General features: G+C 31.9%; 31 protein-coding genes and 3 tRNA genes. 1 reads left to right on the top strand and 33 read right to left on the bottom strand.

Annotated features, from left to right (window positions below; genetic code table 11):
* Window position 1 precedes the first annotated feature (1 nt).
* From rplR to AC5YGA_RS03675, 33 genes are all read right to left on the bottom strand, one after another.
* Entirely contained in the window at window positions 2–358 is a 357-nt protein-coding gene (gene rplR / locus AC5YGA_RS03515) for a 50S ribosomal protein L18 (protein WP_415309350.1), read from the bottom strand.
* Entirely contained in the window at window positions 358–897 is a 540-nt protein-coding gene (gene rplF, locus AC5YGA_RS03520) for a 50S ribosomal protein L6 (protein WP_415309351.1), read from the bottom strand. Before rplF ends, rplR begins: the two co-directional genes overlap by 1 nt.
* Window positions 897–1,292: a 30S ribosomal protein S8 gene (gene rpsH, locus AC5YGA_RS03525; RefSeq protein WP_415309352.1), complete on the bottom strand. Its 396-nt coding sequence runs from the start codon at window positions 1,290–1,292 to the stop codon at window positions 897–899. Before rpsH ends, rplF begins: the two co-directional genes overlap by 1 nt.
* A gap of 10 nt (window positions 1,293–1,302) precedes the next feature.
* Window positions 1,303–1,608 carry a 30S ribosomal protein S14 gene (gene rpsN / locus AC5YGA_RS03530; protein ID WP_271492416.1) on the bottom strand — a complete coding sequence of 102 codons (306 nt, stop codon included), beginning with the start codon at window positions 1,606–1,608 and terminating at the stop codon, window positions 1,303–1,305.
* A 1-nt stretch (window position 1,609) separates the two neighbouring features.
* Window positions 1,610–2,164, bottom strand: a complete 555-nt coding sequence (gene rplE / locus AC5YGA_RS03535; protein ID WP_415309353.1) for a 50S ribosomal protein L5 — start codon at window positions 2,162–2,164, stop codon at window positions 1,610–1,612.
* Window positions 2,164–2,412 carry a 50S ribosomal protein L24 gene (rplX, locus tag AC5YGA_RS03540; RefSeq protein ID WP_415309354.1) on the bottom strand — a complete coding sequence of 83 codons (249 nt, stop codon included), beginning with the start codon at window positions 2,410–2,412 and terminating at the stop codon, window positions 2,164–2,166. The genes rplE and rplX overlap by 1 nt, the downstream gene beginning before the upstream one ends.
* Window position 2,413: 1 nt before the next feature.
* Window positions 2,414–2,782, bottom strand: coding sequence for a 50S ribosomal protein L14 (gene rplN, locus AC5YGA_RS03545; protein ID WP_415309355.1), 369 nt, complete (start codon window positions 2,780–2,782; stop codon window positions 2,414–2,416).
* Window positions 2,779–3,015, bottom strand: a complete 237-nt coding sequence (rpsQ, locus tag AC5YGA_RS03550; RefSeq protein ID WP_415309356.1) for a 30S ribosomal protein S17 — start codon at window positions 3,013–3,015, stop codon at window positions 2,779–2,781. Before rpsQ ends, rplN begins: the two co-directional genes overlap by 4 nt.
* Window positions 3,008–3,199, bottom strand: a complete 192-nt coding sequence (gene rpmC, locus AC5YGA_RS03555; RefSeq protein ID WP_415307771.1) for a 50S ribosomal protein L29 — start codon at window positions 3,197–3,199, stop codon at window positions 3,008–3,010. Before rpmC ends, rpsQ begins: the two co-directional genes overlap by 8 nt.
* Window position 3,200: 1 nt before the next feature.
* On the bottom strand, window positions 3,201–3,611 hold the full coding sequence (gene rplP / locus AC5YGA_RS03560) for a 50S ribosomal protein L16 (RefSeq protein WP_169036407.1): 411 nt from the start codon (window positions 3,609–3,611) through the stop codon (window positions 3,201–3,203).
* 2 nt (window positions 3,612–3,613) lie between these two features.
* Window positions 3,614–4,294: a 30S ribosomal protein S3 gene (gene rpsC, locus AC5YGA_RS03565; protein ID WP_415307772.1), complete on the bottom strand. Its 681-nt coding sequence runs from the start codon at window positions 4,292–4,294 to the stop codon at window positions 3,614–3,616.
* Window positions 4,278–4,676 (bottom strand): 50S ribosomal protein L22, encoded by a 399-nt coding sequence (gene rplV, locus AC5YGA_RS03570; RefSeq protein ID WP_415307773.1) that lies wholly within the window; start codon window positions 4,674–4,676, stop codon window positions 4,278–4,280. The genes rpsC and rplV overlap by 17 nt, the downstream gene beginning before the upstream one ends.
* A 2-nt stretch (window positions 4,677–4,678) precedes the next feature.
* A complete protein-coding gene (gene rpsS, locus AC5YGA_RS03575; protein ID WP_415307774.1) occupies window positions 4,679–4,975 on the bottom strand; it encodes a 30S ribosomal protein S19 in 297 nt (98 codons plus the stop codon).
* Window positions 4,975–5,820: a 50S ribosomal protein L2 gene (gene rplB, locus AC5YGA_RS03580; RefSeq protein WP_415307775.1), complete on the bottom strand. Its 846-nt coding sequence runs from the start codon at window positions 5,818–5,820 to the stop codon at window positions 4,975–4,977. The genes rpsS and rplB overlap by 1 nt, the downstream gene beginning before the upstream one ends.
* Before the next feature lie 3 nt (window positions 5,821–5,823).
* A complete protein-coding gene (gene rplW, locus AC5YGA_RS03585; protein WP_415307776.1) occupies window positions 5,824–6,117 on the bottom strand; it encodes a 50S ribosomal protein L23 in 294 nt (97 codons plus the stop codon).
* Window position 6,118: 1 nt separating this feature from the next.
* Entirely contained in the window at window positions 6,119–6,742 is a 624-nt protein-coding gene (gene rplD / locus AC5YGA_RS03590) for a 50S ribosomal protein L4 (RefSeq protein WP_415307777.1), read from the bottom strand.
* The gene (gene rplC / locus AC5YGA_RS03595; protein ID WP_415307778.1) at window positions 6,742–7,452 is read right to left on the bottom strand and encodes a 50S ribosomal protein L3; all 711 of its coding nucleotides are present in this window, start codon (window positions 7,450–7,452) and stop codon (window positions 6,742–6,744) included. Before rplC ends, rplD begins: the two co-directional genes overlap by 1 nt.
* Before the next feature lie 2 nt (window positions 7,453–7,454).
* A complete protein-coding gene (gene rpsJ, locus AC5YGA_RS03600; RefSeq protein WP_006996810.1) occupies window positions 7,455–7,763 on the bottom strand; it encodes a 30S ribosomal protein S10 in 309 nt (102 codons plus the stop codon).
* A gap of 5 nt (window positions 7,764–7,768) precedes the next feature.
* On the bottom strand, window positions 7,769–9,847 hold the full coding sequence (gene fusA / locus AC5YGA_RS03605; RefSeq protein WP_415307779.1) for an elongation factor G: 2,079 nt from the start codon (window positions 9,845–9,847) through the stop codon (window positions 7,769–7,771).
* A 6-nt stretch (window positions 9,848–9,853) separates the two neighbouring features.
* Window positions 9,854–10,324 carry a 30S ribosomal protein S7 gene (rpsG, locus tag AC5YGA_RS03610; protein ID WP_415289728.1) on the bottom strand — a complete coding sequence of 157 codons (471 nt, stop codon included), beginning with the start codon at window positions 10,322–10,324 and terminating at the stop codon, window positions 9,854–9,856.
* Window positions 10,325–10,326: 2 nt separating this feature from the next.
* Complete coding sequence (rpsL, locus tag AC5YGA_RS03615) at window positions 10,327–10,698, bottom strand: 30S ribosomal protein S12 (RefSeq protein ID WP_415307780.1); 372 nt, start codon at window positions 10,696–10,698, stop codon at window positions 10,327–10,329.
* A gap of 170 nt (window positions 10,699–10,868) precedes the next feature.
* Window positions 10,869–15,041: a DNA-directed RNA polymerase subunit beta' gene (gene rpoC, locus AC5YGA_RS03620; protein ID WP_415307781.1), complete on the bottom strand. Its 4,173-nt coding sequence runs from the start codon at window positions 15,039–15,041 to the stop codon at window positions 10,869–10,871.
* 2 nt (window positions 15,042–15,043) lie between these two features.
* Window positions 15,044–19,132, bottom strand: coding sequence for a DNA-directed RNA polymerase subunit beta (gene rpoB / locus AC5YGA_RS03625; protein WP_415307782.1), 4,089 nt, complete (start codon window positions 19,130–19,132; stop codon window positions 15,044–15,046).
* Window positions 19,133–19,187: 55 nt separating this feature from the next.
* Complete coding sequence (rplL, locus tag AC5YGA_RS03630) at window positions 19,188–19,553, bottom strand: 50S ribosomal protein L7/L12 (RefSeq protein ID WP_415307783.1); 366 nt, start codon at window positions 19,551–19,553, stop codon at window positions 19,188–19,190.
* 5 nt (window positions 19,554–19,558) lie between these two features.
* Window positions 19,559–20,080: a 50S ribosomal protein L10 gene (gene rplJ, locus AC5YGA_RS03635; protein ID WP_415307784.1), complete on the bottom strand. Its 522-nt coding sequence runs from the start codon at window positions 20,078–20,080 to the stop codon at window positions 19,559–19,561.
* 5 nt (window positions 20,081–20,085) lie between these two features.
* On the bottom strand, window positions 20,086–20,775 hold the full coding sequence (gene rplA, locus AC5YGA_RS03640; protein ID WP_415307785.1) for a 50S ribosomal protein L1: 690 nt from the start codon (window positions 20,773–20,775) through the stop codon (window positions 20,086–20,088).
* Complete coding sequence (gene rplK / locus AC5YGA_RS03645; protein ID WP_415307786.1) at window positions 20,775–21,200, bottom strand: 50S ribosomal protein L11; 426 nt, start codon at window positions 21,198–21,200, stop codon at window positions 20,775–20,777. Before rplK ends, rplA begins: the two co-directional genes overlap by 1 nt.
* A complete protein-coding gene (nusG, locus tag AC5YGA_RS03650) occupies window positions 21,200–21,730 on the bottom strand; it encodes a transcription termination/antitermination protein NusG (protein WP_415307787.1) in 531 nt (176 codons plus the stop codon). The genes rplK and nusG overlap by 1 nt, the downstream gene beginning before the upstream one ends.
* Window positions 21,730–21,921: a preprotein translocase subunit SecE gene (secE, locus tag AC5YGA_RS03655; protein ID WP_006996799.1), complete on the bottom strand. Its 192-nt coding sequence runs from the start codon at window positions 21,919–21,921 to the stop codon at window positions 21,730–21,732. The genes nusG and secE overlap by 1 nt, the downstream gene beginning before the upstream one ends.
* A gap of 20 nt (window positions 21,922–21,941) precedes the next feature.
* Window positions 21,942–22,017: transfer RNA gene (locus AC5YGA_RS03660), tRNA-Trp, on the bottom strand.
* Window positions 22,018–22,024: 7 nt separating this feature from the next.
* Entirely contained in the window at window positions 22,025–23,215 is a 1,191-nt protein-coding gene (gene tuf, locus AC5YGA_RS03665) for an elongation factor Tu (protein ID WP_415307788.1), read from the bottom strand.
* Window positions 23,216–23,261: 46 nt separating this feature from the next.
* Window positions 23,262–23,335 (bottom strand) — tRNA-Gly (locus tag AC5YGA_RS03670).
* Window positions 23,336–23,382: 47 nt separating this feature from the next.
* Window positions 23,383–23,468: transfer RNA gene (locus AC5YGA_RS03675), tRNA-Tyr, on the bottom strand.
* Window positions 23,469–23,599: 131 nt separating this feature from the next.
* Here AC5YGA_RS03675 and rlmB point away from each other — a divergent pair.
* Window positions 23,600–24,343 (top strand): 23S rRNA (guanosine(2251)-2'-O)-methyltransferase RlmB, encoded by a 744-nt coding sequence (rlmB, locus tag AC5YGA_RS03680; protein ID WP_415307789.1) that lies wholly within the window; start codon window positions 23,600–23,602, stop codon window positions 24,341–24,343.
* The last annotated feature ends 32 nt before the right edge of the window (window positions 24,344–24,375 follow it).

Raw genomic sequence — 24,375 nt, forward strand, 5'->3', positions numbered from 1 at the left:
ATTAAAATTCCATTCCATTTTTACGTAATGTTTCAGCGAACGCCTTAACTCTACCATGATATTTATAAACCCCTCTATCAAAATAGATTTTTGTTATCTTTTTTTCTACAGCTTTTTTTGCTAGTTTTTCAGCGACAATTTTTGAAATTTCTGTTTTGTTAATTTTTTCCATGGCTTTTATTTCTTTTTCAATAGAAGAAGAAGAAAGTAGGGTAATATTTTTAACATCATCAATTATTTGTGCTGATATATTTTTTGAAGATCTCGAAATACTTAATCTAAATCTTTCAGGAGAAGAAACATTTTTTACTTTATTAGTCACCCGAAATTTTTTTCTCTGAATAGCATTTAATTTCATTATTTTTTCTTTCCTTCTTTTCTTAATATATGCTGACCTTTTTCTCTAACACCTTTACCTTTATAGGGCTCAGGTTTTCTAAAAGATTTAATTTTTGAACAAACCATACCAACTTGTTGTTTGTCAGAACCACTAACTTTAATAGTCGTTTGTTTTTCAACAAGAATTTTGATACCATCTGGTATATCAAAGTTTATATCATGACTATAACCAAGTTGTAGATTTAATATTTTATCTTTTAATGCAGCCCTGTATCCAACACCGACTAGCTCAAGTATCTTTTCATAACCAGTACTAGAACCAATTACAGCATTGTTAATTAAGCTTCTATTCATTCCCCATAGTCTTTTAGAATTTTGATCAACTTTTTTTGGTTTAATTGAAATTTCTTTTCCCTCTGTAATATCAAGATTAAACATTTCTAAATCAACATTAAGAGATTTTTTTCCTAATGGTCCCTCAATATTAAGAACATTGCCAGACATTACTGCTTTAACTTTTTCAGGAATTGAAATACTTATTTTACCAATTTTAGACATTAAAATACCTTACAGATTATTTCTCCACCAACTTTTTGCTTCCTAGCATCTACGTCAGTCATTACACCTTTTGGAGTAGAAATGATTGCCACACCAAGTCCACCATTAATTTTTGGCAAACTATCAGCACTTGAAAAAATTCTTCTTCCTGGCTTTGAAACTCTTTCAAAAGTACTAATAACTGGGTTGCCTGAATAATATTTTAAATCTATCGATAAAACAGGTTTTTTGTCTGCTGTATCAATTTTGTATTCTTTAATAAAACCTTCATTTTTAAGAATATCAGCAATTTTAACTTTAAAGTTAGAAGATGGTAGTGCTACTTTTTTGTGATTTCTAACTAAAGCATTTTTTATTCTTGCTATCATATCTCCAATTGGGTCACTTAAACTCATATATTCCTTTCTACCAGCTCGACTTCGTCATGCCTGGAATTAATCCATGCAATCCTAAGTCCCTTAAAGCTATTCTTGATATTTTTAATTTTCTGTAAACACCATGTGGTCTTCCAGTAATTTGACACCTGTTCATAACTCTATTTTTTGCAGAGTTCCTAGGTAAATTAGATAATTTTTGTTGTGCTTTGAACCTTTCTTCTAGAGAGATTTTCTTGTCCATAATAATTTTTTTTAAAGCTAGTCTTTTTTTAAAAAGTCTATCTGAAAGTTTAATTCTTTTATCATTTTTTTGAACTGCGCTTACTTTTGCCATCTTAATTGTCTCCTTTTTTAATAAATGGAAAGTTTAACTTCTCCAAAAGTGCAAGACTATGATCTTTATTCATAGCAGCTATTACAACTACCACATCAAGTCCTCTAATTTTGTCTATTCTATCAAAATTAACTTCTGGAAAAATTATATGTTCCTTAATTCCAAAAGTATAATTGCCAAATTTATCAAAACCTTTTGGGGATAAGCCTCTGAAATCTTTTATTCTAGGCAAAGCAATATTGACTAATCTATCAATAAATTCATACATTTTATTGCCTCTTAAAGTAACTTTTAAACCAGCGTTTGAACCTTTTCTTGTTTTAAAGTTTGCTACTGATTTCTTAAATTTTGTAACAGTTGGTTTTTGTCCTGTTATTTTTCCCAAATCTTCCTCTGTAGATTTCATAATTTTAGCATCAGCACCATCTAGCCCTAAACCCATATTAATAACAACTTTAAGAACTTTTGGTCCTTGATAGGTATTTTTAAAGCCCAACTTCTCTTTAAGGGCAGGCTGTATTTCTTTATAATAAAGTTCTTTTAATCTTGGTGTCATTATTTTTTAGCCTCGGTTTTTTTTATTTTTTCTTTTATATCAACAAGAGCAAGGTTTGAAATATGAATAAAGCTTTCTTTGGAAATTATTCCACCTTTTTTTTCTTTTGTAGTTTTTACATGTTTCTTCACAATGTTAATTCCTTGAACCTTTGCTCTGTTATTAGATCTGTCTATTTCAATGACTTCACCTTCCTTTTTTTTATCTCTTCCAGTTAATACTTTTACTTTAACTCCTTTTTTAATCATTTTATAATACCTCAGGAGCCAATGAAATTATTTTCATTTGACCTTTATTTCTTAATTCTCTTGTTACAGGACCAAAAATTCTTGTTCCTACTGGTTCACCTTTGTCATCAACTAAAACTGCAGCATTATTATCAAATTTAACTTTTGAGCCATCTTCTCTATGAATCCCATATTTAACACGAACTACGACTGCTTTATGTACAGAGCCTTTTTTCACTTTTCCTTTTGGTATCGCCTCTTTTACAGCAACAACAATAGTATCGCCAATACTAGCATATCTACGTTTAGAACCGCCTAGAACCTTAATGCACTCAATTCTTTTTGCGCCAGTGTTGTCTGCAACCAACATCTCAGTTTGTACTTGTATCATTTAGAACCATCCATTACTTGAAATTTTTTATTTTTAGAAAAAGGTCTGCATTCAATAATTGAAACTTTATCACCTGTTTTAAATTTATTGTTTTCATCATGAGCGTTATATTTCTTTTTTACCTTAACAACTTTTTTTAATACTGGGTGCGAGTATTTTCTCTCTACAGCTACAGTAATGGTTTTATTTGGTTTATCACTTGTAACTATCCCTGTTAATATTTTTTTAGGCATCTAATTTTCCTTTAAGTGTAGTTTTTAATCTTGCTATTGTTTTTTTCGTTTGTCCAATTTTGGATGGGTCTTTAATTTCAGAATTAATTCTTTGAAATCTAAAATTAAATAAATCTTTTTTTAATTTATCTATATTTTTTAAAACTTCGTCTTTAGATAATTTTTTTATTTCTTGCTTTTTCATATTAAACGAATCTCTTTATAAATTTAGTTTTAATTGGTAGTTTTGCAGATGCTTTATATAAAGCTTCTTTTGCAATCGTCTCTGAAACACCATCAATTTCAAATAAAATTCTTCCAGGCTTAACTCTACATGCCCAATACTCAGGAGCGCCTTTACCTTTACCCATACGTACCTCAACAGGTTTCTTAGAAACGGGGATATTAGGAAAAATTCTTGTCCATACACGACCTTGTCTCTTCATATGTCTAGTTAAAGCAACTCTTGCTGCTTCAATTTGTTTTCCAATGATCCTCTCAGGAGCCATAGCCTTTAAAGCGAATGAACCATAGTTAATCTTTGCAGCACGAGTAGCAGTTCCATGAATTCTACCTTTATGTGCTTTTCTATATTTTGTTCTTACTGGCTGTAACATAATTACTCTTTAACCTCTTTAGGTTTTACCTTGTTTGTTTCTTGGCTAAATTCTTTTGCAAATACTTCACCCTTATAAATCCAAACTTTAATTCCTATAATTCCAAATGTTGTTAAGGCTTCAGCTTCATCATAATCAATATCTGCTCTTAATGTGTGAGAAGGAATGCTGCCCTCTCTCAACCATTCTGTTCTAGCTATTTCATTTCCACCAAGTCTACCACTTATTGAAACTTTAATACCCTTGGCACCTAATCTCATGCAAGATTGCATAGCCCTCTTCATAGCTCTTCTGTAGGATATTCTTTTAACTAACTGTTGTGCAATATTTTCAGCTACTAAATAGGCATTAGTTTCTGGTTTCTTAATTTCTTTTATATTTAAAGATACTTCATTGTTAGTGAATTTAGACAAATTATTTTTAATCTTATCAATATCACTACCTTTTTTACCAATGACAAATCCAGGTCGAGAAGTATAGATTGTAACAAAGCATTTGTTTGAAGTTCTTTCAATCATTACTTTAGATACACCAGAATTAACAACATTTTTCTTGATATAAGCTCGAATTTTAAAATCCTCAATTAGATAATTTCCAAAATCTTTCTTTTTAGCATACCAAACAGAGTCCCAACCTCTATTTACGCCAAGTCTAAAACCTATTGGATTAACTTTTTGTCCCATGACTCTCCATTTGTTTTGCTTCTGATAATATAATTGTAATTGTTGAATAGGGTTTTAAAATTGGAGCTGCCCTTCCTTTTGCTCTTGGTCTAAATCTTTTCATTACAACTTTTTTTCCACAATAAGCTTCTTTTACAATTAACTTATCAATATCATATTGATTGTTATTTTCAGCATTAGCGATGGCTGATGAAACAGTTTTTCTAATCTCTCTAGTTATTCTTTTTGCAGAAAATTGTAATTCTCTAATAGCAACATCAACTTTTTTTCCAACAATTGCTTTAAGAATTGGATTAAGTTTTCTAACACTAGATCTAATATTATTATTTACAGATCTAACTGTATCAACTTTAGTTCTATTAATTTTCTTTTTTTTATTCATAATTATTTCTTAGCTGCCGTTGCTGGTTTTGCTTTCTTGTCTGCAGGTGTATGACCAAAAAATGTTCTTGTAGGTGAAAATTCACCAAGTTTGTGCCCAACCATATCTTCAGAAATGGTCACTGGTATAAATTTTTTTCCATTATAAATCAAAAAACTAACACCAATAAATTCTGGTATTATAGTTGATTTTCTTGACCAAGTTTTAATTGGCATTTTTTTTGGATCTAATTTTTGTTTTTCAACTTTTTTAATTAAACTCTCTTCGACAAAAGGACCTTTCCACACTGATCTAGCCATTACTTTTTAGTATCCTTTCTTTTGTTTCTTCTTTTAACTATGAACTTATCTGTTCTTGCGTTTGTTCTTGTTTTTAATCCTTTTGCACCTTGACCTGTCGGAGATACGGGGTGTCTTCCACCAGCACTCTTACCTTCACCACCACCATGTGGGTGATCAACTGGGTTCATCACAACTCCTCTAGTATGAGGTCTTCTACCTAGCCATCTTGATCTGCCAGCTTTACCAATTTTAATATTTTTTTGATCTGGATTCGACAAAACACCTATAGTTGCCATACATCTTGAATCAATTTTTCTAACCTCACCAGAAGTCATTTTAATTAATGAATAATTGCCATCTAAGCCACTTATAGTAACAGACGTTCCTGCTGATCTGGCTATTTTTCCACCACCACCTGGTTGTAATTCAACATTATGAACATTTACACCTACTGGAATGTCTCTTAAAGGCATACAATTTCCAACTTTAATTTCTTTAGCAGATCCATTTTCCACAACATCGCCAACATTAATTTTTTGAGGTGCTAAATAGTAAAAATGAGTTCCATCTTCAAACTTAATCAACATGATATAACATGACCTGTTTGGATCATACTCAATACGCTCAACAGTACCAGGTACATCAAATTTTTTTCTGTAAAAATCCACTAGTCTATACATTTTTTTATGTCCACCACCCGACATATTTCTAGATGTGATGTGACCGTTGTTATTTCTTCCACGCATTGAGTTTTTAGGCTCAACAAGCGTTTTAAATGGCTTTCCTCTCCATAAACCAGTTCTATCAACAAGAACTGTTCCTCTAGTAGATTTTGTATATGGTTTAAATGTTTTTAATGCCATTGTTTAAATTCCTGTTGTTAGGTCTATGCTTTGACCTTTTTTTAGGGTTATAATTGCTTTTTTATATCCTTGGACATTTACTTTTTTACCTCTTTTAACAACTTTTCTGTTTTGTTTATTGATAATATTAATTTTAATAACATTAACTTTAAAAATTTTTTCAATATTTTTTTTTAAATTAGTCTTATTAGCCTCTCTTGGTACCTTAAATACTATTTTGTTTTGTTCAGAAAGATTTGTAGTCTTTTCAGTCACCATAGGTGATAAAATTTTATCGTATAAATGTATTTTATCCATTTTAAGAATATCTCTTTTCTAGTTCTTTTATTGAGCTTTCAGTAAATACAACTTTTTTAAATTTGATAATATCAAAAGCACTAAAATGGTTAATATCAGTAACTTTAACATTTGGAATATTTCTCATAGATTTTTCAACTTTATCTTTTGAAGTTTTATCTAAAATTATTAACGAATGTGTTAATTCAAATTTCTTAATGATTGAGTGCATCTCTTTGGTTTTTTTAATTTCTGTACTAAAATCACTAAAAATTAATAAATTATTAAGTTTATTTTTTTCAGTAATTAGTGAGGCTATGCTTAGTTTTTTTTCACTTTTATTAAGTTTTCTTTTTTTATAAGCTAGTTGACCCTTAGGACCATGCGCAACACCACCTCCAACAAATATAGGAGCTTTTCTGCTGGCATGACGTGCTCCACCAGTCCCTTTTTGAGCGTAAATCTTAGAAGTAGATCCAGCAATTTCATTTTGTTGTTTTGTTTTAGCGTGTCTACCTTTGTAGTTAGCATTAGTTTTGTACAAAACATTATCAACTAACTTCTTATTTATTTTTGCTGAGAAAATTTTATCTAAAACTTCAATAGAGTCTTTTTTCCCATCTAAATTTATTTTGTCTATTTTCATTATCTTTTCTTTTTATCTGGTGTTTTTTTAGCTTCCTCAGCAGCAGTAATTTTTTCTTTAATAGTCATTTTATTAATAACTTTTACTGACTGCTTAACTAGTATTTCTGAATTCTTAGAACCCGGTATCGAACCTTTTACATATAATAATTCATTTTCTAAATCTGTTTTAATAATTTCTAAATTTTGCATAGTTCTAACTCTGTCACCCATATGACCAGCCATTTTTTTTCCTTTAAAAACTTTACCTGGGTCTTGTCTTTGACCTGTTGAACCATGTGATCTATGTGAAACTGATACTCCATGAGTTGCTCTTAAACCACCAAAATTATGTCTTTTCATAGCACCAGCAAAACCTTTACCAATGGTTTTAGAGGTGGTATCTACGAATTTAACTTCGTTGAATATTTCTAATCCAAATTCATTACCTTCTTTATATTCTTCAGTACTTTTAACTCTAAACTCTTTTAATAACTTCTTGGCCTCTGTATTCTTTTTGGCATACAAGCCCTTCATAGCTTTTGTTAGTTTTGAGTTTTTAATATTACCAAATCCTAATTGTACTGCTTTATATCCACGCTTATCATGTTCAATCACGTTAATAACTCTAGCTTTTTCCATTTTGATTACAGTCACAGGAACTAAACGACCCGTTTTATAAAACTCTCTAGTCATACCTATTTTTTTTCCAACTAAAGCTATTTCAGTCATAATTAAATTTTTATCTCCACATCAACACCCGACGCTAAATCTAGTTTCATTAATGCTTCTACAGTTTGAGGTGTAGGTTCAATAATATCGATTAATCTTTTATGTGTTCTTGTTTCAAATTGCTCTCTACTTTTTTTATCAATGTGAGGACCTTTTAGTACTGTATATCTTTCAATTCTAGTTGGTAATGGTATTGGTCCTTTAATAGTAGCACCTGTTCTCTTAACAGTATTTACAATTTCTTCAGTAGATGCATCTAGAATCTTATTGTCATAAGCTCTTAATTTGATTCTAATATTTTGTTTTTCCATAATAATTATCCAGCAATCTTTTTAGTTACTTCATCCTGCACATTTTGCGGAACTTTAGAGTAATGATCAAAGAACATTGAGTATTGGGCTCTTCCTTGAGACATAGATCTTAAACTGTTTATATATCCAAACATATTAGCTAGGGGAACCATTGCCGTTATTACAGTTGCATTTCCTCTGCTTTCTTGCTCACTTATTTGACCTCTTCTACTATTTAAGTCACCAATAACATCACCCATATAATCTTCAGGAGTTACAACCTCAACTCTCATTACTGGTTCTAATAATTTTAATCCACCTCTAGTACAAGCTTCTTTAAAGCAAGCTCTACCAGCAAGTTCAAATGCAAGAACACTCGAGTCAACATCGTGGTGTAATCCATCTAAAATTGTAACTTTATAATCGATCATTGGAAATCCAGCTAAAATTCCACCATCAGATATTGTTTCAATACCCTTCTCAACACCTGGAATAAATTCTTTAGGAATTGATCCACCTTTAATTTTGCTATCAACCTCTCTTCCTTTACCTGGCTCTTGAGGTTCTACTAAAAGTTTAACTTTAGCAAACTGTCCAGCACCACCACTTTGTTTTTTGTGGGTGTACTCAAACTCAGATGCATTTTGAATAGTTTCACGGTAAGCAACCTGAGGTGCTCCAATATTTGCCTCAACATTAAATTCTCTTTTCATTCGATCAACAATAATATCTAAGTGCAATTCACCCATACCTTTAATTATTGTTTGACCAGATTCTTCATCTGAAGTTACTCTAAATGAAGGATCTTCTTTTGCTAATCTTGCTAAAGCTTCACCCATTTTTTCTTGGTCAGCTTTAGTTTTTGGCTCAACAGCAATTTCAATTACTGGCTCAGGAAACTCCATTGGCTCAAGTAAAACTGGATTAGCCTCATCACATAAAGTGTGACCAGTTATTGTGTATTTAAGACCAGCTAATGCAACGATATCACCAGCATTTGCCTCTTTAATATCTTCTCTAGAATTTGCATGCATTAAAAGCATTCTGCCAACTCTTTCCTCTTTTTCTTTTGAAGTATTATAAACTGCTGTTCCAGTTTTAATTGTTCCAGAGTAAATTCTTATAAAAGTTAATGATCCAACAAATGGATCATTCGCAACTTTAAAAGCTAAAGCTGAAAAACCAGCTCCATCATCAAATTTCATTTCTTTAATATCTTCAGTTCCTGGTATCGTTCCATTAATTGAACCAATATCAATTGGGCTTGGAAGGTAATTAATAACTGCGTCAAGTAACGGCTGAACACCTTTGTTTTTAAATGCTGAACCAGTAGTTATTGGAACAAAGCTGAAATTTAGTGTTCCTTTTCTTATACATTTAATTAAATCTTCTTCTTTAATTTCTTCGCCATTTAGATAGCTTTCCATTAATTTTTCATCCTGCTCAACAGCTGTTTCAACAAGTTCAGTTCTATATTTTTGAGAAATCTCTTTTAAATCATCAGGAATCTCTTTATATTCCCACTCTGCACCTAAGGCTTCATTTTTCCAAACCTGGGCTTTCATCTTAACTAAGTCAACAACTCCAACTAAATCTGCTTCCATACCAATTGGGACTTGTATAACTAGAGGTTTGCAACCAAGTCTATCTCTAATCATATCCACACATCTATAAAAATCTGCACCAGTTCTATCTAGTTTATTTACAAAGCAAATCCTTGGAACTTTATATTTGTCAGCTTGTCTCCATACTGTTTCTGATTGAGGTTCAACACCAGCAACACCGTCAAAAACACATACAGCACCATCTAAAACTTTTAATGATCTTTCGACTTCAATGGTAAAATCTACGTGACCAGGAGTATCAATAATATTAATTCTATGGTCATTCCAAAAACAAGTAGTTGCAGCAGAGGTAATTGTAATTCCTCTTTCTTGTTCTTGCTCCATCCAATCCATTGTTGCTGCACCATCATGCACTTCACCAATTTTGTGACTTTTTCCGGTGTAATATAAAATTCTTTCAGTAGTAGTGGTTTTACCAGCATCAATATGAGCCATAATTCCAATGTTACGATACGTGTCTAATGTATTAATTCTAGCCATAATTTTTTACCACCTAAAATGAGCAAAAGCCTTATTCGACTCAGCCATTTTATGTACATCTTCTCTTTTTTTAACTGCTGATCCTTTTTTTTCATATGCATCATACAGTTCATTAAAAATTTTATCAGACATATGCTTGTCTTTTCTTTTTCTTGAAGCGTCAACTAACCATCTAATAGCAAGTGCTTGAGCACGATTATTTTTAACTTCAACTGGAACTTGGTACGTTGCACCACCAACTCTTCGAGATCTAACTTCTACAGTAGGTTTGATATTATTAATAGCTTCATTAAAAACATTAATTGGCTCTTCTTTAGTTTTTGATTTAATTTTTTCAATTGCTTCATATACAATTTTTTCAGCAACAACTTTTTTTCCATCATACATAATTGAGTTAATTAGTTTTGGAATAATGGTTGATTTAAAAATCGGATCTGGAGTGACAACTTTTTTTGGTTGCGTTTTTTTTCTAGACATAATTATTTACCTTTTTTAGTTCCATACAAAGATCTACGTTTCTTTCTATTTGCAACTGCTTGTGTATCTAGATTTCCTCTAAGAATATGATAACGAACACCTGGTAAATCTTTAACACGACCACCTCGAATTAAAACTACTGAGTGTTCCTGTAAATTATGCCCTTCACCACCAATGTAAGCTGTAACTTCAAAGCCATTTGAAAGTCTAACTCTTGCAACTTTTCTTAATGCAGAGTTCGGTTTTTTAGGAGTTGTTGTGTAAACTTTAAGACACACACCTCTTTTTAAAGGTTGTTTTTCAAGTGCAGGAACTTTATTTCTTGCAACTGGTCTAATTCTTTTCTTTCTTAACAACTGGTTAATAGTTGGCATAAATTTTTAATTAATTAATTAATTTATTTTTGAATGAAAATAACTGACAGGTTATTTTGTGGCAGCGTTTAGTTCCGTAAAGTAGGTACTACATTCCAACCAAAAACATCGTCAAAATACTGTTTAATTTAACTTTGTCAAACTAAAACTACAATTAAAACGTGTTTTTTTTATTGATTAGCAGCAGTTTCTGCAGATTCAGCAGGCTCTATTTTGTCTTGATCAGCAAGAAATTTTTCATCTGCTTCAATAGCGTTTTTGTTCCATTTATTCTTAATGTGACCAGTACCAGCCGGAACTAATCTACCTACAATAACATTTTCTTTTAATCCATTTAGTGGGTCAACTTTACCTTTAATGGCCGCATCTGTGAGCACTCTAGTGGTTTCCTGGAATGAAGCAGCTGAAATAAATGACTCTGTTTGAAGTGATGCTTTTGTAATTCCCATTAAGACTCTTTCACCAGCAGCAGGATTTTTCCCTTCAGCTACAAGTTTTTCATTTGTTATATCAAATTTAATTCTATCAATCATTTCTCCAGGTAAATAGGACGAATCACCGGAAATTTTAATTTCAACTTTTTTAAGCATCTGCCTCAAAATAGTTTCTATGTGTTTATCGTTGATTATTACACCTTGTAATCTGTAAACTTCTTGAACCTGATTTACAAAATACTCTGTTAAGTCTTTTATGCCTAAAATTCTAAGAATATCATGAGGCAAAGGTTGTCCATCAAGTAAATATTCTCCTTTTTTAATTTTTTCACCTTGATTAAAATTTATATGTTTGCCTTTTGGAATTAAATAATTTGAAGGTTCACCTTCTTCAGGTTGAATAGAAATTTTTTGTTTTCCTCTAACTTCTTTTCCAAATAAAACTTGTCCATCATTTTCAGCAATGATAGCACTATCTTTTGCTTTTCTTGCCTCAAATAATTCAGCTACCCGTGGTAATCCACCTGTAATATCTTTTGTTTTAGTTGTTTCCTTGGGTAATCTTGCGATTATATCACCTGCAAATATTTTTTGTCCATCTTCAACAGATAAAATTGAATCTGGAACTAAATAATATCTAGCTTCATTGTCGTCTGCTTTTTTAATAACATTACCTTTATCGTCTCTTAAAGTTATTCTTGGTTTTAAATCTGTGTTTTTAGATTGTGCTCTCCAGTCAATCACTGATTTAGATGAGATACCAGTAGCGTCATCAGTAGTTTCCTGAATCGAAACTCCATCAATTAAATCAACATATCCAGCTATACCACTTTTTTCAGCAATTACTGGCGTAGTGTAAGGATCCCATTCACAAATTTTTTCATTAGATTTAATTTTATCACCGTTTTGAAAAAACAATTTTGATCCATAAGCTACTTTATAAACAGCAACCTGAAGTCCATTATCATCTTCAATAGAAAGTTGAGTATTTCTACCCATTACAATTAAATTTTTCTTAGAATCTTCTAATAAATTGGAGTTAATAATTTTTAAAGTACCTGCAGATTTTGTAACAATTTGAGACTCTTGTTTTACAGAGGCTGTTCCCCCAACGTGAAATGTTCTCATAGTTAGCTGCGTACCAGGTTCCCCAATAGATTGAGCTGAAATCATACCAATTGCCTCACCAACATGAACCATTTTACCTCTTGATAAATCACGTCCATAACACGTAGCACAAACACCTTTTTTAGAACTGCATGTCATTACAGAGTATGCTTTTATGAATTTGACACCAGCTGCATCAATTTTATCACAACCAGCTTCATCTATCATTACATCTTTTTTGATTACAATTTCTCCTGTTATAGGGTTTTTAACATCAAAAGCAGTCACTCTTCCTAACGCTCTCTCAGATAAACTAACAACAACATTTCCACCTTCAAGAATTTCACCTAGCTCAATAAAGCCAGGATTATCACATTTTAATTTTGAAATTGTAAGATCCTGAGCAACATCACAAAGTCTTCTAGTTAAATAACCAGAACTTGCAGTTTTTAAGGCAGTGTCAGCAAGACCTTTTCTTGCTCCATGAGTTGAGTTAAAATATTCAAGAGCAGTAAGACCTTCCTTGAAATTAGAAATGATTGGTGTTTCAATAATTTCACCAGAAGGTTTTGCAATTAGTCCTCTCATTCCAGCTAACTGTTTCATTTGTGCGGCTGATCCTCTAGCACCACTGTCAGCCATCATAAACACAGAGTTAATTTTTACCCCATCAGCAGTACTCTCAGTTGCAGAAATACCTCTCATCATTTCTCCTGCCACTTTATCAGTACATTTTGACCAAGCATCAACTACTTTATTATATTTTTCACCTCTAGTAATTAAACCTTCAGAGTATTGGTTTTCATAATCAGCAATTAATTTTTTAGTATCTTCAATTAACTGTCCTTTATTTGATGGAATCACAAGGTCATCCTTACCAAATGAAATACCAGCTTTAAAAGCGTGCTTAAAGCCTAAATCTTTTAAATGATCACAAAAAATAACTGTTGTTTTTTGACCACAAAATCTGAAGACACTATCTATAATTTCAGAAACTGTTTTTTTTGGTAACAACCTGTCTATCATAGAAAAAGTAATGTCTTTATTCTTTGGTAATAGATTTGCTAATAAAAATCTTCCAGCAGTTGTTGTATATTTTTCAAATTTTTTATTTCCTTTTTCATCGACAGTTTCAAATCTAGATACGATTGTAGAGTGTACTTTTATTTGACCAGTTGATAACGCATGTTCAATTTCATCATTATTTACAAAATAACCATCTGGCTTTTCTGTCTGAAAAGGTGCTTGAGACAAATAGTAAAGTCCTAAAATCATATCCTGACTTGGTACGATAATTGGTTTACCATTTGATGGGCTTAAAATATTATTGGTAGAAAGCATTAAAATTCTAGCTTCTAATTGTGCTTCTAAACTTAACGGAACATGTACTGCCATTTGGTCACCATCAAAATCAGCATTAAACGCTGCACAACATAAAGGATGTAATTCAATGGCATCTCCTTCTATTAACTTAGGTTCAAACGCTTGCACACCTAGTCTGTGAAGAGTTGGAGCTCTGTTAAGTAGTACAGGGTGCTCTCTAACAATTAATTCAAGCGCATCCCAGACAGCATTAGTTTCTTTTTCAACTAGTTTTTTTGCCTGTTTAATTGTCGAGGCTAATCCTAACTTATTTAGTCTTGCGTATAAGAAAGGTTTAAATAGCTCTAGTGCCATTTTTTTTGGCAATCCACATTCATGAAGTTTAAGATCAGGTCCAACAACAATTACCGATCTACCTGAATAATCTACTCTTTTTCCTAATAAGTTTTGTCTAAATCTACCTTGCTTACCTTTTAACATTTCAGCTAATGATTTAAGAGGTCTTTTACCAGTGCCAGTTATCACTCTACCCCTTCTACCGTTATCAAATAAAGCATCAACAGACTCTTGAAGCATTCTTTTTTCATTTCTAACAATAATATGTGGCGCTTTGAGGTCCATTAATCTCTTTAAACGATTATTTCTATTAATAACCCTTCTATAAAGGTCGTTTAAATCAGATGTGGCAAATCTTCCACCATCAAGAGGAACAAGAGGTCTTAGCTCTGGTGGAATAACTGGGATAACAGTTAATATCATCCATTCTGGTTTTTGACCAGTTTCAATAAATGATTCAATCAATTTAAGTCTTTTGATTGATCTTTCCTCGTTAACTTTTGATTTTGTTTCTTTAATATTATTAATTAAAATTTTTCTTTCTTGATCAAGATCCATTGATTTCAGAATTGACAAAATAGCTTCAGCACCAATACCTGCTTCAAAAGATTCTTCACCAAATTCATCTTGGTATTTTGCTAATTCTTCCTCATTTAAAAGTTGATTTTTTTGAAGTCCAGTTAAACCTGGCTCAATAACAATAAAGTTTTCAAAGTATAAAACTCTTTCTACTTCTTTTAGTTTCATATCAACAGCAAGGGATATTCTGCTAGGTAAAGATTTTAAGAACCATATGTGAGCAACAGGTGTTGCTAAGTTAATGTGACCCATTCTTTCTCTACGCACATTAGATTTAGTAACTTCAACACCACACTTCTCACATATAATGCCTCTAAATTTCATTCTTTTGTACTTACCACATAAACATTCATAGTCTTTTATTGGGCCAAAAATTCTTGCACAAAATAAACCATCTTTTTCAGGTCTAAAGGTTCTATAATTAATAGTTTCAGGTTTTTTAATCTCACCATAAGTCCACGACTTAATTTTCTCTGGACTAGCTAGTGTTATCTTGATGCTGCTAAAGTTCTGAGCCTCAGAAACTTCACTGTTTTTAAATAAATCTGTTAATTCTTTTTTCATAATTAATTTAATTCTATGTTCAGTGCTAATGATTTAATTTCTTTAACTAGTACGTTAAATGATTCTGGAATACCAGATTCAAAATTTTCTTCACCTTTAACTATAGTTTCATAAACTTTAACTCTTCCAGCTACATCATCAGATTTAACAGTCAAAATTTCTTGTAAAGTGTAAGAAGCACCATAAGCTTCAAGTGCCCAAACTTCCATTTCACCAAATCTTTGACCACCCAACTGCGCTTTACCACCCAGGGGTTGTTGAGTAACAAGACTGTAAGGCCCTGTAGATCTAGCATGTATTTTATCTTCAACAAGGTGGTGAAGTTTTAACATATAGATAATTCCAACAGTAACTGGTCTATCAAACATTTCTCCCGTTCTACCATCCCATAAATTTGTTTGCCCAGAAGTTGGTAACTTGGCTAACTCAAGCATTTCTGAAACATCTTTTTCTTTAGCACCATCAAAAACAGGTGTTGATATTGCAATACCATTTTGTAAGTTTTCACAAAGATCCTTAAATTCTGTTTTATTTAATTTATTGATACCATCATCAAATACTTCATTGCCATAGACCGATTTTAAGAAAGAAGAAATTTTTTCAGTTTTTTCAAATTTTTTATTATTTTCATTAACCAACCTTTTAACTTCTTCACCAAATTCTTTACACGCCCATCCTAGATGGGTTTCTAATATTTGACCAACATTCATACGACTAGGTACACCCAGTGGGTTTAAAACAATATCAACCGGTCTTCCATCTTCTCTATACGGCATATCTTCGACAGGAACAATTTTACTGACAACACCTTTGTTACCATGTCTACCTGACATTTTATCACCAGGTCTTAATCTTCTTTTAATTGCAACAAAAACTTTAACCATTTTCATAACACTTGGTAATAAGTCATCACCACTTCTTATTTTAAGAACCTTATCCTCAAATCTCTCTAAAATATCTTGTTTAGCTTTATTGTATTGATCTTTTAACTGAGCAATACTTGCTTCATCATTTAGGTTTCCTACAGTAATCTTAAAAACATCATTGATACTAATTTGGTTTATAGTTTCTAAATTAAGTGTGGTTCCAACATCAATATCTTTAATTTTTTTAGTTAATGATGCGCCAGAAAGAATTTGATTAGCTCTCTGTTTTATACTTCTTTCTAAAATTTCTTCTTCAACAATCTTATCTTGTTGAACAGTTTCAATTTCTGCTCTTTCTATAGTTATTGATCTCTCATCTTTTTCAATTCCATGTCTGTTAAAAACTCTAACATCAACAATTGTACCACTGCTACCTCTAGACATCCTTAAAGATGTATCTGTTACATCAATTGCTTTTTCACCAAAAATTGATCTTAATAATTTTTCCTCAGGGCCTGAAGCAGAATCACCTTTGGGGGTAACTTTTCCAACTAAAATGTCACCTGCTTTAACTTCAGCACCAATATATACAATTCCAGACTCATCAAGATTTTTTAAAGATTCCTCATTAACGTTTGGTATATCTCTAGTAATATCTTCTTCACCTAATTTTGTATCTCTTGCCATAACTTCATACTCCACAATGTGAATAGAAGTAAATACATCATCAGTTACACATCTTTCTGAAATTAAAATTGAATCCTCAAAATTGTATCCTTGCCAAGGCATAAATGCTACAGTTACATTTTTTCCTAACGCTAGTTCACCTAATTTAGTTGACGGACCATCTGCAATAATATCCCCTGCTTTAACTTTATCTCCAACTCTAACTAATGGTTTTTGGTTAATGCATGTATTTTGGTTTGATCTTTTGAATTTTTGTAAGTTATAGATATCTACTCCAGATTTTGTAAAATCTGTTTCTTCAGTAGCCTTAATAACAATTCGTTTACCGTCAATTTTATCAACTGTACCATCACGATTAGCAACAATAGTAACACCTGAGTCAAGAGCAACATCACTTTCTATACCTGTTCCAACTAGAGGAGACTCTGGTTTCAGCAAGGGCACAGCTTGTCTCATCATGTTAGATCCCATAAGAGCTCTATTTGCATCATCATTTTCTAAAAATGGAATTAACGATGCTGCAACAGAAACTAATTGTTTTGGAGATACGTCAATATAATCAATATTTTCAGGTTTTGATAAAACAAAGTTTAAGTTTTCTCTACACGGAACTAATTCTTCTAAAATTTTTCCACTTTTATCAAGCTTCGCATTTGCTTGTGCGATTGTATATTTTGTTTCTTCCATTGCTGAAAGATATTCAACTTTATCTTCGACTGTTCCATTTTTGACTTTTTTATATGGACTTTCAATGAAACCATATTTATTAATTTTTGCATAAGTGGATAAGCTATTGATTAGACCAATATTCGGACCCTCAGGAGTTTCAATGGGACAAATTCTTCCATAATGGGTAGGGTGAACGTCACGAACATCAAATCCAGCACGTTCTCTAGTTAAACCACCAGGGCCTAAAGCAGAAACTCTTCTTTTATGTGTTATTTCTGATAGTGGATTTGTTTGATCCATAAATTGAGAAAGTTGAGAGCTTACAAAAAAATCTTTTAAAGAAACAGTCAATGGTTTTGCATTAATTAAATCTTGAGGCATAGCAGATTCTATATCAAGGGTTGTCATTTTTTCCTTAATAGCTCTTTCCATTCTATAAACACCTATACGTGCTTGGTTTTCTACAAGCTCTCCTACTGATCTGACTCTTCTATTGCCTAGGTGGTCAATATCGTCAACTTCATCTTTACCATCACGTAAATCTAGCATTTTATGAACTATAGCTATAATATCATCATTTCTTAAAATTGTAATTTTATCAGAACATTCTAAGTTTAATCTTGAATTCATTTTAACTCTACCAACGTCTGAAAGATCATATCTGTCAGAACTAAAAAATAAATTATTAAAAATTTGTGTAGCAATCTCTACTGTAGGGGGCTCACCTGGTCTCAAAACTTTATAAATTTCTGAAATTGCTTCTTCTTTACTATTATTTTTGTCGTTTAATAAAGTTGTTAACAAATAAGGTCCTTTATTAATTGAATTTGTAATTGAAATTTCAATTGAATTTATATTAGCTTCTAAAATTTGCTGAATAATTGTATCATTTAACTCAGTACCAATTGCAAAAACTCCCTCTTCTTCATCATTTACTCTAATATCTCTATGAAGGTATTTTCCATAAAGAGATTCTTGTGAAACCAAGATATCTTTTAATCCATCACTGGCTAGCTTCTTTGCTGTTATATAATTAACTTTATCGCCTAATTTAATAACAATATTACCATTTTTGCTATCAATAACTTCTTCAGAAAAATTTTTAGCTTTATAATTTTCTGGATTAAATTTTGTCTTCCACTTTCCAGTTTTGGAATCTAATGAATAAGTTTCTTTATCATAAAATTCATCTGCTATTTCAGGCTTAGTAAAACCAAGAGCCATAAGTAAAGTTGATGAAAATATTTTCTTTTTTCTATCAATTTTAAAATATAAAAAGTCTTTAACGTCATATTCTAAGTCTAGCCATGAACCTCTATTGGGAATGACTCTGCAGTTAAAAAGAAGCTTACCGCTCGCATGAGATTTTCCTTTATCATGATCAAAAAAAACACCAGGACTTCTATGCATTTGATTCACAACAACTCTTTGAACGCCATTAGTTATAAACGTTCCACTGCCAGTCATCATAGGAACTTCTCCCATGTAAACTTCTTGTTCTTTAGCAGATAAAATATCTTTAGTGTTATTATCTGGGTCTATTTCATAAACAACTAATCTTAAGGTACACTTAAGTGCCGATGTGTAAGATAAGCCTCTTTGAATACATTCTTCTGTATCAAATTTTGGTTTTTCTAATCTATAAGCAACATATTCGAGTGTCGCTTTATCGTTTAAATCTTCAATTGGAAAAATACTTTTAAAAACTCTATCGAAACCTTTTGATAAATCTCCAGCTTCAAGATCAAAATCTGTTAATTGTTTGTAAGAATTTTTCTGAACTTCAATTAAATTTGGAATGGATAAAGTTTCAGCTAACTTACCAAAACTTTTTCTTACATTTTTTTTTTGAGTAAAAGATAGTTGCATCTATTAATAGTTACTGATTAAAAATTAATCAGTAATTAGGTTCTTTCTAATTAATTTATTTAAGTTCTACTTTTGCGCCTGCTGCTTCTAATTTTGCCTTAAGTTCATCAGCATCTTTTTTGTTAACACCAGATTTTACTTCTTTCGGTGCACCCTCTACTAAGTCTTTTGCTTCTTTAAGACCTAAAGATGTTGCTGCTCTAACTTCTTTTATAACATTAATTTTTTTATCACCTGCAGAAATTAACATAACTGTAAAATCATCTTTCGCTTCTTCAGTTGCTCCACCTGCTGCTGCTGCTGGTGCTGCTGCAGCCATAGCTGTAACACCCCATTTTTCTTCAAGTTGTTTTGAAAGTTCAGCCGCCTCTACAACAGTTAAACTTGATAAATCTTCTATAATTTTATTTAGATCAGGCATATTTTTTATACTTCTTTAGGGTTATTTTCAGAATTTTCTGGGGCCAAACTACTCATTTTTTCAGAACGTGCAAGTAAAATACTTACAAATTTTGATGCCGATGCAGCTAAAATTCCAACTATATTTGCTCTAGCCTCATCCAATGTTGGTAAATTGGCTACATTCTGAACTCCAGCTTGATCTAAAATTTCACTACCCATTACTCCACCTAAAAGCTTAAGGTTTTCATTGGTTTTTGCAAATTTTGATAAAATTCTAGCAGAAATAATAGCATCATCAGAAAATGCTACAGCTGTAGCTCCAGTAAATAAATTTGAAATGTCCTTACACTTTGTTTTTTCAAGCGCTAGTTTAGTGATCCTATTTTTGGTAATTCTAAATTTAATTCCATGTTCTCTCATTTGAGACCTTAGATCATCAAGTTGTGACATAGTAAGACCTTGATAATGAGTAACTAATACTGCCTCATTGTTTTGAAACTGAGATTCCATCTCAGTAATATAATTCTTTTTTTGTTCCCTGCTCATCATAACTATATAACTTTTCCTAATTTAACTTTGTAAGATACGCCCATGCTTGATGTTACAAAAGTATTTTTAATTAAATCACCTTTTAAAGTAAGGTTAGCTTTTTCTTTTTCTAAAGTGTCTAAAATTGCATAATAATTTTTTAATAATTTATCATCATGAAATGATTTCTTACCAATACTAACACCAATATTTCCATCTTTATCATTTCTAATTTCAGCTTGACCAGATTTAGCATCAGTTACAGCTTGTTTTACATCATCAGAAACAGACCCAAGTTTAGGGTTTGGCATTAAACCTTTTGGTCCCAAAACTTTTCCAAGTTTTGAAAGTTTAACCATCATTCCTGGAGTGCAAATTAATTTTTCAAAATCTAGCTCACCACCTTTTATTTTTTCAATAAATTCATCACTGCCAACTATATCAGCACCAGCATCTTTTGCTGTTTTTGCTTTGTCGTCTTCACAAACAACGGCAACTTTTACTTTTTTACCATTCCCACCTGGTAAATTAACTACAGTTCTAATATTAACTTCACCTTTTTTTTGTTTATTGTTAACCTGAAAGCTTACATCAATTGATTCATCAAATTTCGTAGTACAGTTTTTTTTAATATCAGGTAATAATTTTTCTATCAATTCAGATGGTAAGTCTTTTGTTTTTTCAGGTAATTTTTTAAATCTTTTTGATGCCATTAGTCTTTAACCTCTATCCCCATTGATCTTGCTGAACCTGCAATAATTTTTACGGCTTGCTCTAAATTATGTGCATTAAGATCTTTCATTTTTTGTGTTGCAATTTCTTCAGCTTGTTTTTTTGTAATTGATCCAGCAATACTTCTGCCAGGTTCTTTTGATCCACCTTTTAATTTGGCAGCCTCTTTAATAAAATGAGATGCTGGTGGAGATTTAATTTCAAAATCAAATTTTTTATCTTTATAAACTGTAATAATTACTGGAATTGGTTTTCCAGCAAATGCTTTAGTTTTATCATTAAATGCTTTACAAAATTCCATTATATTAATTCCACGCTGACCTAATGCTGGACCAACCGGTGGAGCAGGATTTGCTTGTCCTCCCATAATTTGTAATTTTATATATCCACTTATTTCTTTTGCCATTAACTAACTTTCTCTACTTGGTTATATTCTAAATCTACAGGGGTTGGTCTTCCAAATATTGATACAGAAACTTTTAATCTAGATTTCTCTTCATCTATATCTTCAACCATTCCACTGAATGATGCAAAAGGACCATCAACTACCTGAACTTTTTCACCAATATTGTATTCTATACCAGATTTTGGCTGTGCTACACCATCTTTTATTTGACCTAGAATTTTTTCTATTTCTTTATCAGATACGGGCACTGGAATGCCTTTTGAGCCCAAAAACCCACTAACTCTCTTTAAGTTTTTTATCATATGATAAAGGTCATTATCCATTTCACTTTTTATTAAAACATAACCAGGAAAATATTTTTTTTTTCTTTGAATTCTTTTTCCTCTTTTGACTTCGGTTACGTCATGTGTTGGGACAACAATTTCTTCAATTTTATCAGAAATCTTCGCTTTTTCAGCTTCTTCTTTGATCAACCCAGCAACTTTATTTTCAAAATTTGAGTGTGATTGAACAATATACCAATTTTTCATTAAATACTTACCTTTAGTAAAGCTTCCAATAAAAATTTAAGAACTTGATCAAGGAGTAGAAAGAAAAGTGACATGATAACCGCCATTGCAAATACCATTAATGCACCCTGCATAGTCTCTTTTCCAGTTGGCCATGAAACTTTAAAAGCTTCTTGTTTAACTTCTTGAATAAATTTTATTGGGTTTTTCATAATATACTGTTTAGCTTATTTGGCAGGAGCGGAGGGACTCGAACCCTCAACCTCCGGTTTTGGAGACCGGCACTCTACCAATTGAGCTACACTCCTATAGAGTTTACTCTATAATTTTAGTTACTACTCCAGCTCCAACTGTTCTACCACCTTCACGAATAGCAAAGTTTAATTTTTCACTCATTGCGATTGGAGTAATCAAAGTAACTGTAAATTTAGCGTCATCACCAGGCATAACCATTTCAGTTCCTGCTGGTAATGTAACTTCTCCAGTTACGTCGGTTGTTCTAAAGTAAAATTGAGGTCTGTATTTAGTAAAGAAAGGAGTGTGTCTTCCACCCTCATCTTTTTTAAGTACATAAGCCTGAGCTTCAAATTTAGTATGTGGTGTAATTGAACCAGATTTACAGAGAACTTGTCCTCTTTGAATATCATCTCGCTCAACACCTCTTAATAGAATACCAACGTTATCACCTGCTTCACCAGAATCTAGAAGTTTTCTGAACATTTCAACACCAGTACAAACTGATTTTTTAGTTTCAGTCACACCGACGATTTCAACTTCTTCACCAGTTTTAATAACACCAGACTCAATTCTACCAGTTGCAACAGTTCCTCTACCTGAAATTGAGAAAACATCCTCAACAGGCATTAGAAAAGGTTTGTCAACATCTCTAGCTGGTTGTGGAATAAATTCATCAACAGCTTTCATTAATTCCAAGATAGAATTTTTTCCAATTTCATCATCTCTTTTTTCTACTGCAGCTAATGCAGAACCTTTAATAATTGGAGTTGTTTCACCTGGATATTTATAAGAAGTTAAAAGTTCTCTAATTTCCTCTTCTACAAGTTCAATCATGTCTTTGTCATCAACTTGGTCTACTTTATTTAAGTAAACAACAATTGAAGGAATACCAACTTGTCTTCCTAAAAGAATATGTTCTCTAGTTTGAGGCATAGGACCATCAGCAGCGTTAACTACTAAGATAGCTCCATCCATTTGAGCTGCACCAGTGATCATGTTTTTTACATAGTCAGCGTGACCTGGGCAATCAACATGTGCGTAGTGTCTTTTTTCAGTTTCGTACTCAACGTGAGCAGTTGAAATTGTAATCCCTCTTTCTTTTTCTTCAGGGGCTTTATCAATCTGATCATAAGCAACAGCTTTTGCTCCACCAGCTTCCGCTAACGTAATTGTGATTGCTGCAGTTAATGTTGTTTTGCCATGGTCAACATGGCCAATTGTTCCAATGTTACAGTGTGGTTTATTTCTTACAAACTTTTCTTTTGACATTACTTTTTTACCTCAGTTTAGTTTTATTAATAATTTCTTTTTTTCTTGGAGCGGGTAAAGAGAATCGAACTCTTACATCCAGCTTGGAAGGCTAGCGTTCTACCATTGAACTACACCCGCACAACATCAAGAATAACACTCCATTGTTATAAGAAAAATTAATTGAATGGTGGAGGGGGAAAGATTCGAACTTTCGAAGACCGAAGTCAACGGGTTTACAGCCCGCCCCATTTGACCGCTCTGGAACCCCTCCTTATTGGGGAAGTGTCCCCTGTTCAATAAAAACTTCAAACAACATGCGTTTTATATATTTTTCTTATGCAATTGCAACACGAGATTTACTGTGAAAAAATGGTAAAATACGTATAAAACAATGATAAACTTATGAATAAATCATCTTTTTTGATCGTTGGCCAGCATGCTGTTATCGAAGCTCTCAGAAACCCTAATAGAAAGGTTTTAAAAGTTTTTTTAACAGAAGAAAGTAAAAAAAATATTCACAGAAAAAATCCAAAAAAAAATGTTTTAGAGGATATTAAAGTTTATTTTAAGTCAAAAAAAGAATTAGATAAATATACTTCAAAAGATCAAATGATGCATGGTGGGTATATTGCTGAAGTTGAACATTTAGAACAGCCTGATTTAAAAGAGTTTATAAAAGGGAAAAGCAATCTAACATTTGTTTGTATTGATGAAGTGACTGATCCAAGAAATATCGGTTCATTGATAAGAAGTGCAGCATCATTTGATATTGATGGTTTGATAGTTAAAGAAAGACAATTCCCTTCTGATAGTAAACTAATGTATAAAGCTGCAAGTGGTTGTATGGAGCATTTAAATATATTTGAAGTTTCCAATATTAATTCAGCACTTAAAAACTTAAGAGAAAAAAACTTTTGGGTTTATGGTTTTGATGCTAAAGGAGATAAAAATTTTACTGATATTAAATGGAGTGGAAAAAATGTTCTTTTATTTGGTTCAGAAGGATTTGGTATGAGAGAGCATACAGGTAAATATACAGATTTTTTAGTTAAGATTGGTATAAATAATGATGTTGAAAGCTTGAACATATCAAATAGTGCCGCTATTGTATTTCATCATTTGAGTTTTTTAAAAAAAAATTCTTGATTAGTTTAAGATTTCTTAATAGAAATCCAGCA

The organism is Candidatus Pelagibacter sp. uisw_091, from assembly GCF_059512525.1.

What these genes read in the sequence shown, in the direction of transcription:
- rplR (WP_415309350.1), bottom strand. Translation starts at nt 358, where the DNA reads ATGAAATTAAATGCTATTCAGAGAAAAAAATTTCGGGTGACTAATAAA.
- rplW (WP_415307776.1), bottom strand. Translation starts at nt 6,117, where the DNA reads ATGGATAAAATACATTTATACGATAAAATTTTATCACCTATGGTGACT.
- rpsS (WP_415307774.1), bottom strand. Translation starts at nt 4,975, where the DNA reads ATGGCTAGATCAGTGTGGAAAGGTCCTTTTGTCGAAGAGAGTTTAATT.
- rpsH (WP_415309352.1), bottom strand. Translation starts at nt 1,292, where the DNA reads ATGAGTTTAAGTGACCCAATTGGAGATATGATAGCAAGAATAAAAAAT.
- tuf (WP_415307788.1), bottom strand. Translation starts at nt 23,215, where the DNA reads ATGTCAAAAGAAAAGTTTGTAAGAAATAAACCACACTGTAACATTGGA.
- rpoB (WP_415307782.1), bottom strand. Translation starts at nt 19,132, where the DNA reads ATGCAACTATCTTTTACTCAAAAAAAAAATGTAAGAAAAAGTTTTGGT.
- rplL (WP_415307783.1), bottom strand. Translation starts at nt 19,553, where the DNA reads ATGCCTGATCTAAATAAAATTATAGAAGATTTATCAAGTTTAACTGTT.
- rpsC (WP_415307772.1), bottom strand. Translation starts at nt 4,294, where the DNA reads ATGGGACAAAAAGTTAATCCAATAGGTTTTAGACTTGGCGTAAATAGA.
- secE (WP_006996799.1), bottom strand. Translation starts at nt 21,921, where the DNA reads ATGAAAAACCCAATAAAATTTATTCAAGAAGTTAAACAAGAAGCTTTT.
- rplX (WP_415309354.1), bottom strand. Translation starts at nt 2,412, where the DNA reads ATGATTAAAAAAGGAGTTAAAGTAAAAGTATTAACTGGAAGAGATAAA.
- rplA (WP_415307785.1), bottom strand. Translation starts at nt 20,775, where the DNA reads ATGGCATCAAAAAGATTTAAAAAATTACCTGAAAAAACAAAAGACTTA.
- rpsJ (WP_006996810.1), bottom strand. Translation starts at nt 7,763, where the DNA reads ATGGAAAAACAAAATATTAGAATCAAATTAAGAGCTTATGACAATAAG.
- nusG (WP_415307787.1), bottom strand. Translation starts at nt 21,730, where the DNA reads ATGAAAAATTGGTATATTGTTCAATCACACTCAAATTTTGAAAATAAA.
- rpsL (WP_415307780.1), bottom strand. Translation starts at nt 10,698, where the DNA reads ATGCCAACTATTAACCAGTTGTTAAGAAAGAAAAGAATTAGACCAGTT.
- rpmC (WP_415307771.1), bottom strand. Translation starts at nt 3,199, where the DNA reads ATGAAAAAGCAAGAAATAAAAAAATTATCTAAAGACGAAGTTTTAAAA.
- rplN (WP_415309355.1), bottom strand. Translation starts at nt 2,782, where the DNA reads ATGATACAAGTACAAACTGAGATGTTGGTTGCAGACAACACTGGCGCA.
- rplJ (WP_415307784.1), bottom strand. Translation starts at nt 20,080, where the DNA reads ATGAGCAGGGAACAAAAAAAGAATTATATTACTGAGATGGAATCTCAG.
- rpsG (WP_415289728.1), bottom strand. Translation starts at nt 10,324, where the DNA reads ATGTCTAGAAAAAAAACGCAACCAAAAAAAGTTGTCACTCCAGATCCG.
- rplE (WP_415309353.1), bottom strand. Translation starts at nt 2,164, where the DNA reads ATGACACCAAGATTAAAAGAACTTTATTATAAAGAAATACAGCCTGCC.
- rpsN (WP_271492416.1), bottom strand. Translation starts at nt 1,608, where the DNA reads ATGGCAAAAGTAAGCGCAGTTCAAAAAAATGATAAAAGAATTAAACTT.
- rplF (WP_415309351.1), bottom strand. Translation starts at nt 897, where the DNA reads ATGTCTAAAATTGGTAAAATAAGTATTTCAATTCCTGAAAAAGTTAAA.
- rplB (WP_415307775.1), bottom strand. Translation starts at nt 5,820, where the DNA reads ATGGCATTAAAAACATTTAAACCATATACAAAATCTACTAGAGGAACA.
- rplD (WP_415307777.1), bottom strand. Translation starts at nt 6,742, where the DNA reads ATGAAAATAGACAAAATAAATTTAGATGGGAAAAAAGACTCTATTGAA.
- rpsQ (WP_415309356.1), bottom strand. Translation starts at nt 3,015, where the DNA reads ATGCCTAAAAAAATATTAACAGGGATAGTTACAAGTGATAAACCAAAT.
- fusA (WP_415307779.1), bottom strand. Translation starts at nt 9,847, where the DNA reads ATGGCTAGAATTAATACATTAGACACGTATCGTAACATTGGAATTATG.
- rlmB (WP_415307789.1), top strand. Translation starts at nt 23,600, where the DNA reads ATGAATAAATCATCTTTTTTGATCGTTGGCCAGCATGCTGTTATCGAA.
- rpoC (WP_415307781.1), bottom strand. Translation starts at nt 15,041, where the DNA reads ATGAAAAAAGAATTAACAGATTTATTTAAAAACAGTGAAGTTTCTGAG.
- rplV (WP_415307773.1), bottom strand. Translation starts at nt 4,676, where the DNA reads ATGAATAAAAAAAAGAAAATTAATAGAACTAAAGTTGATACAGTTAGA.
- rplP (WP_169036407.1), bottom strand. Translation starts at nt 3,611, where the DNA reads ATGTTACAGCCAGTAAGAACAAAATATAGAAAAGCACATAAAGGTAGA.
- rplC (WP_415307778.1), bottom strand. Translation starts at nt 7,452, where the DNA reads ATGACTGAAATAGCTTTAGTTGGAAAAAAAATAGGTATGACTAGAGAG.
- rplK (WP_415307786.1), bottom strand. Translation starts at nt 21,200, where the DNA reads ATGGCAAAAGAAATAAGTGGATATATAAAATTACAAATTATGGGAGGA.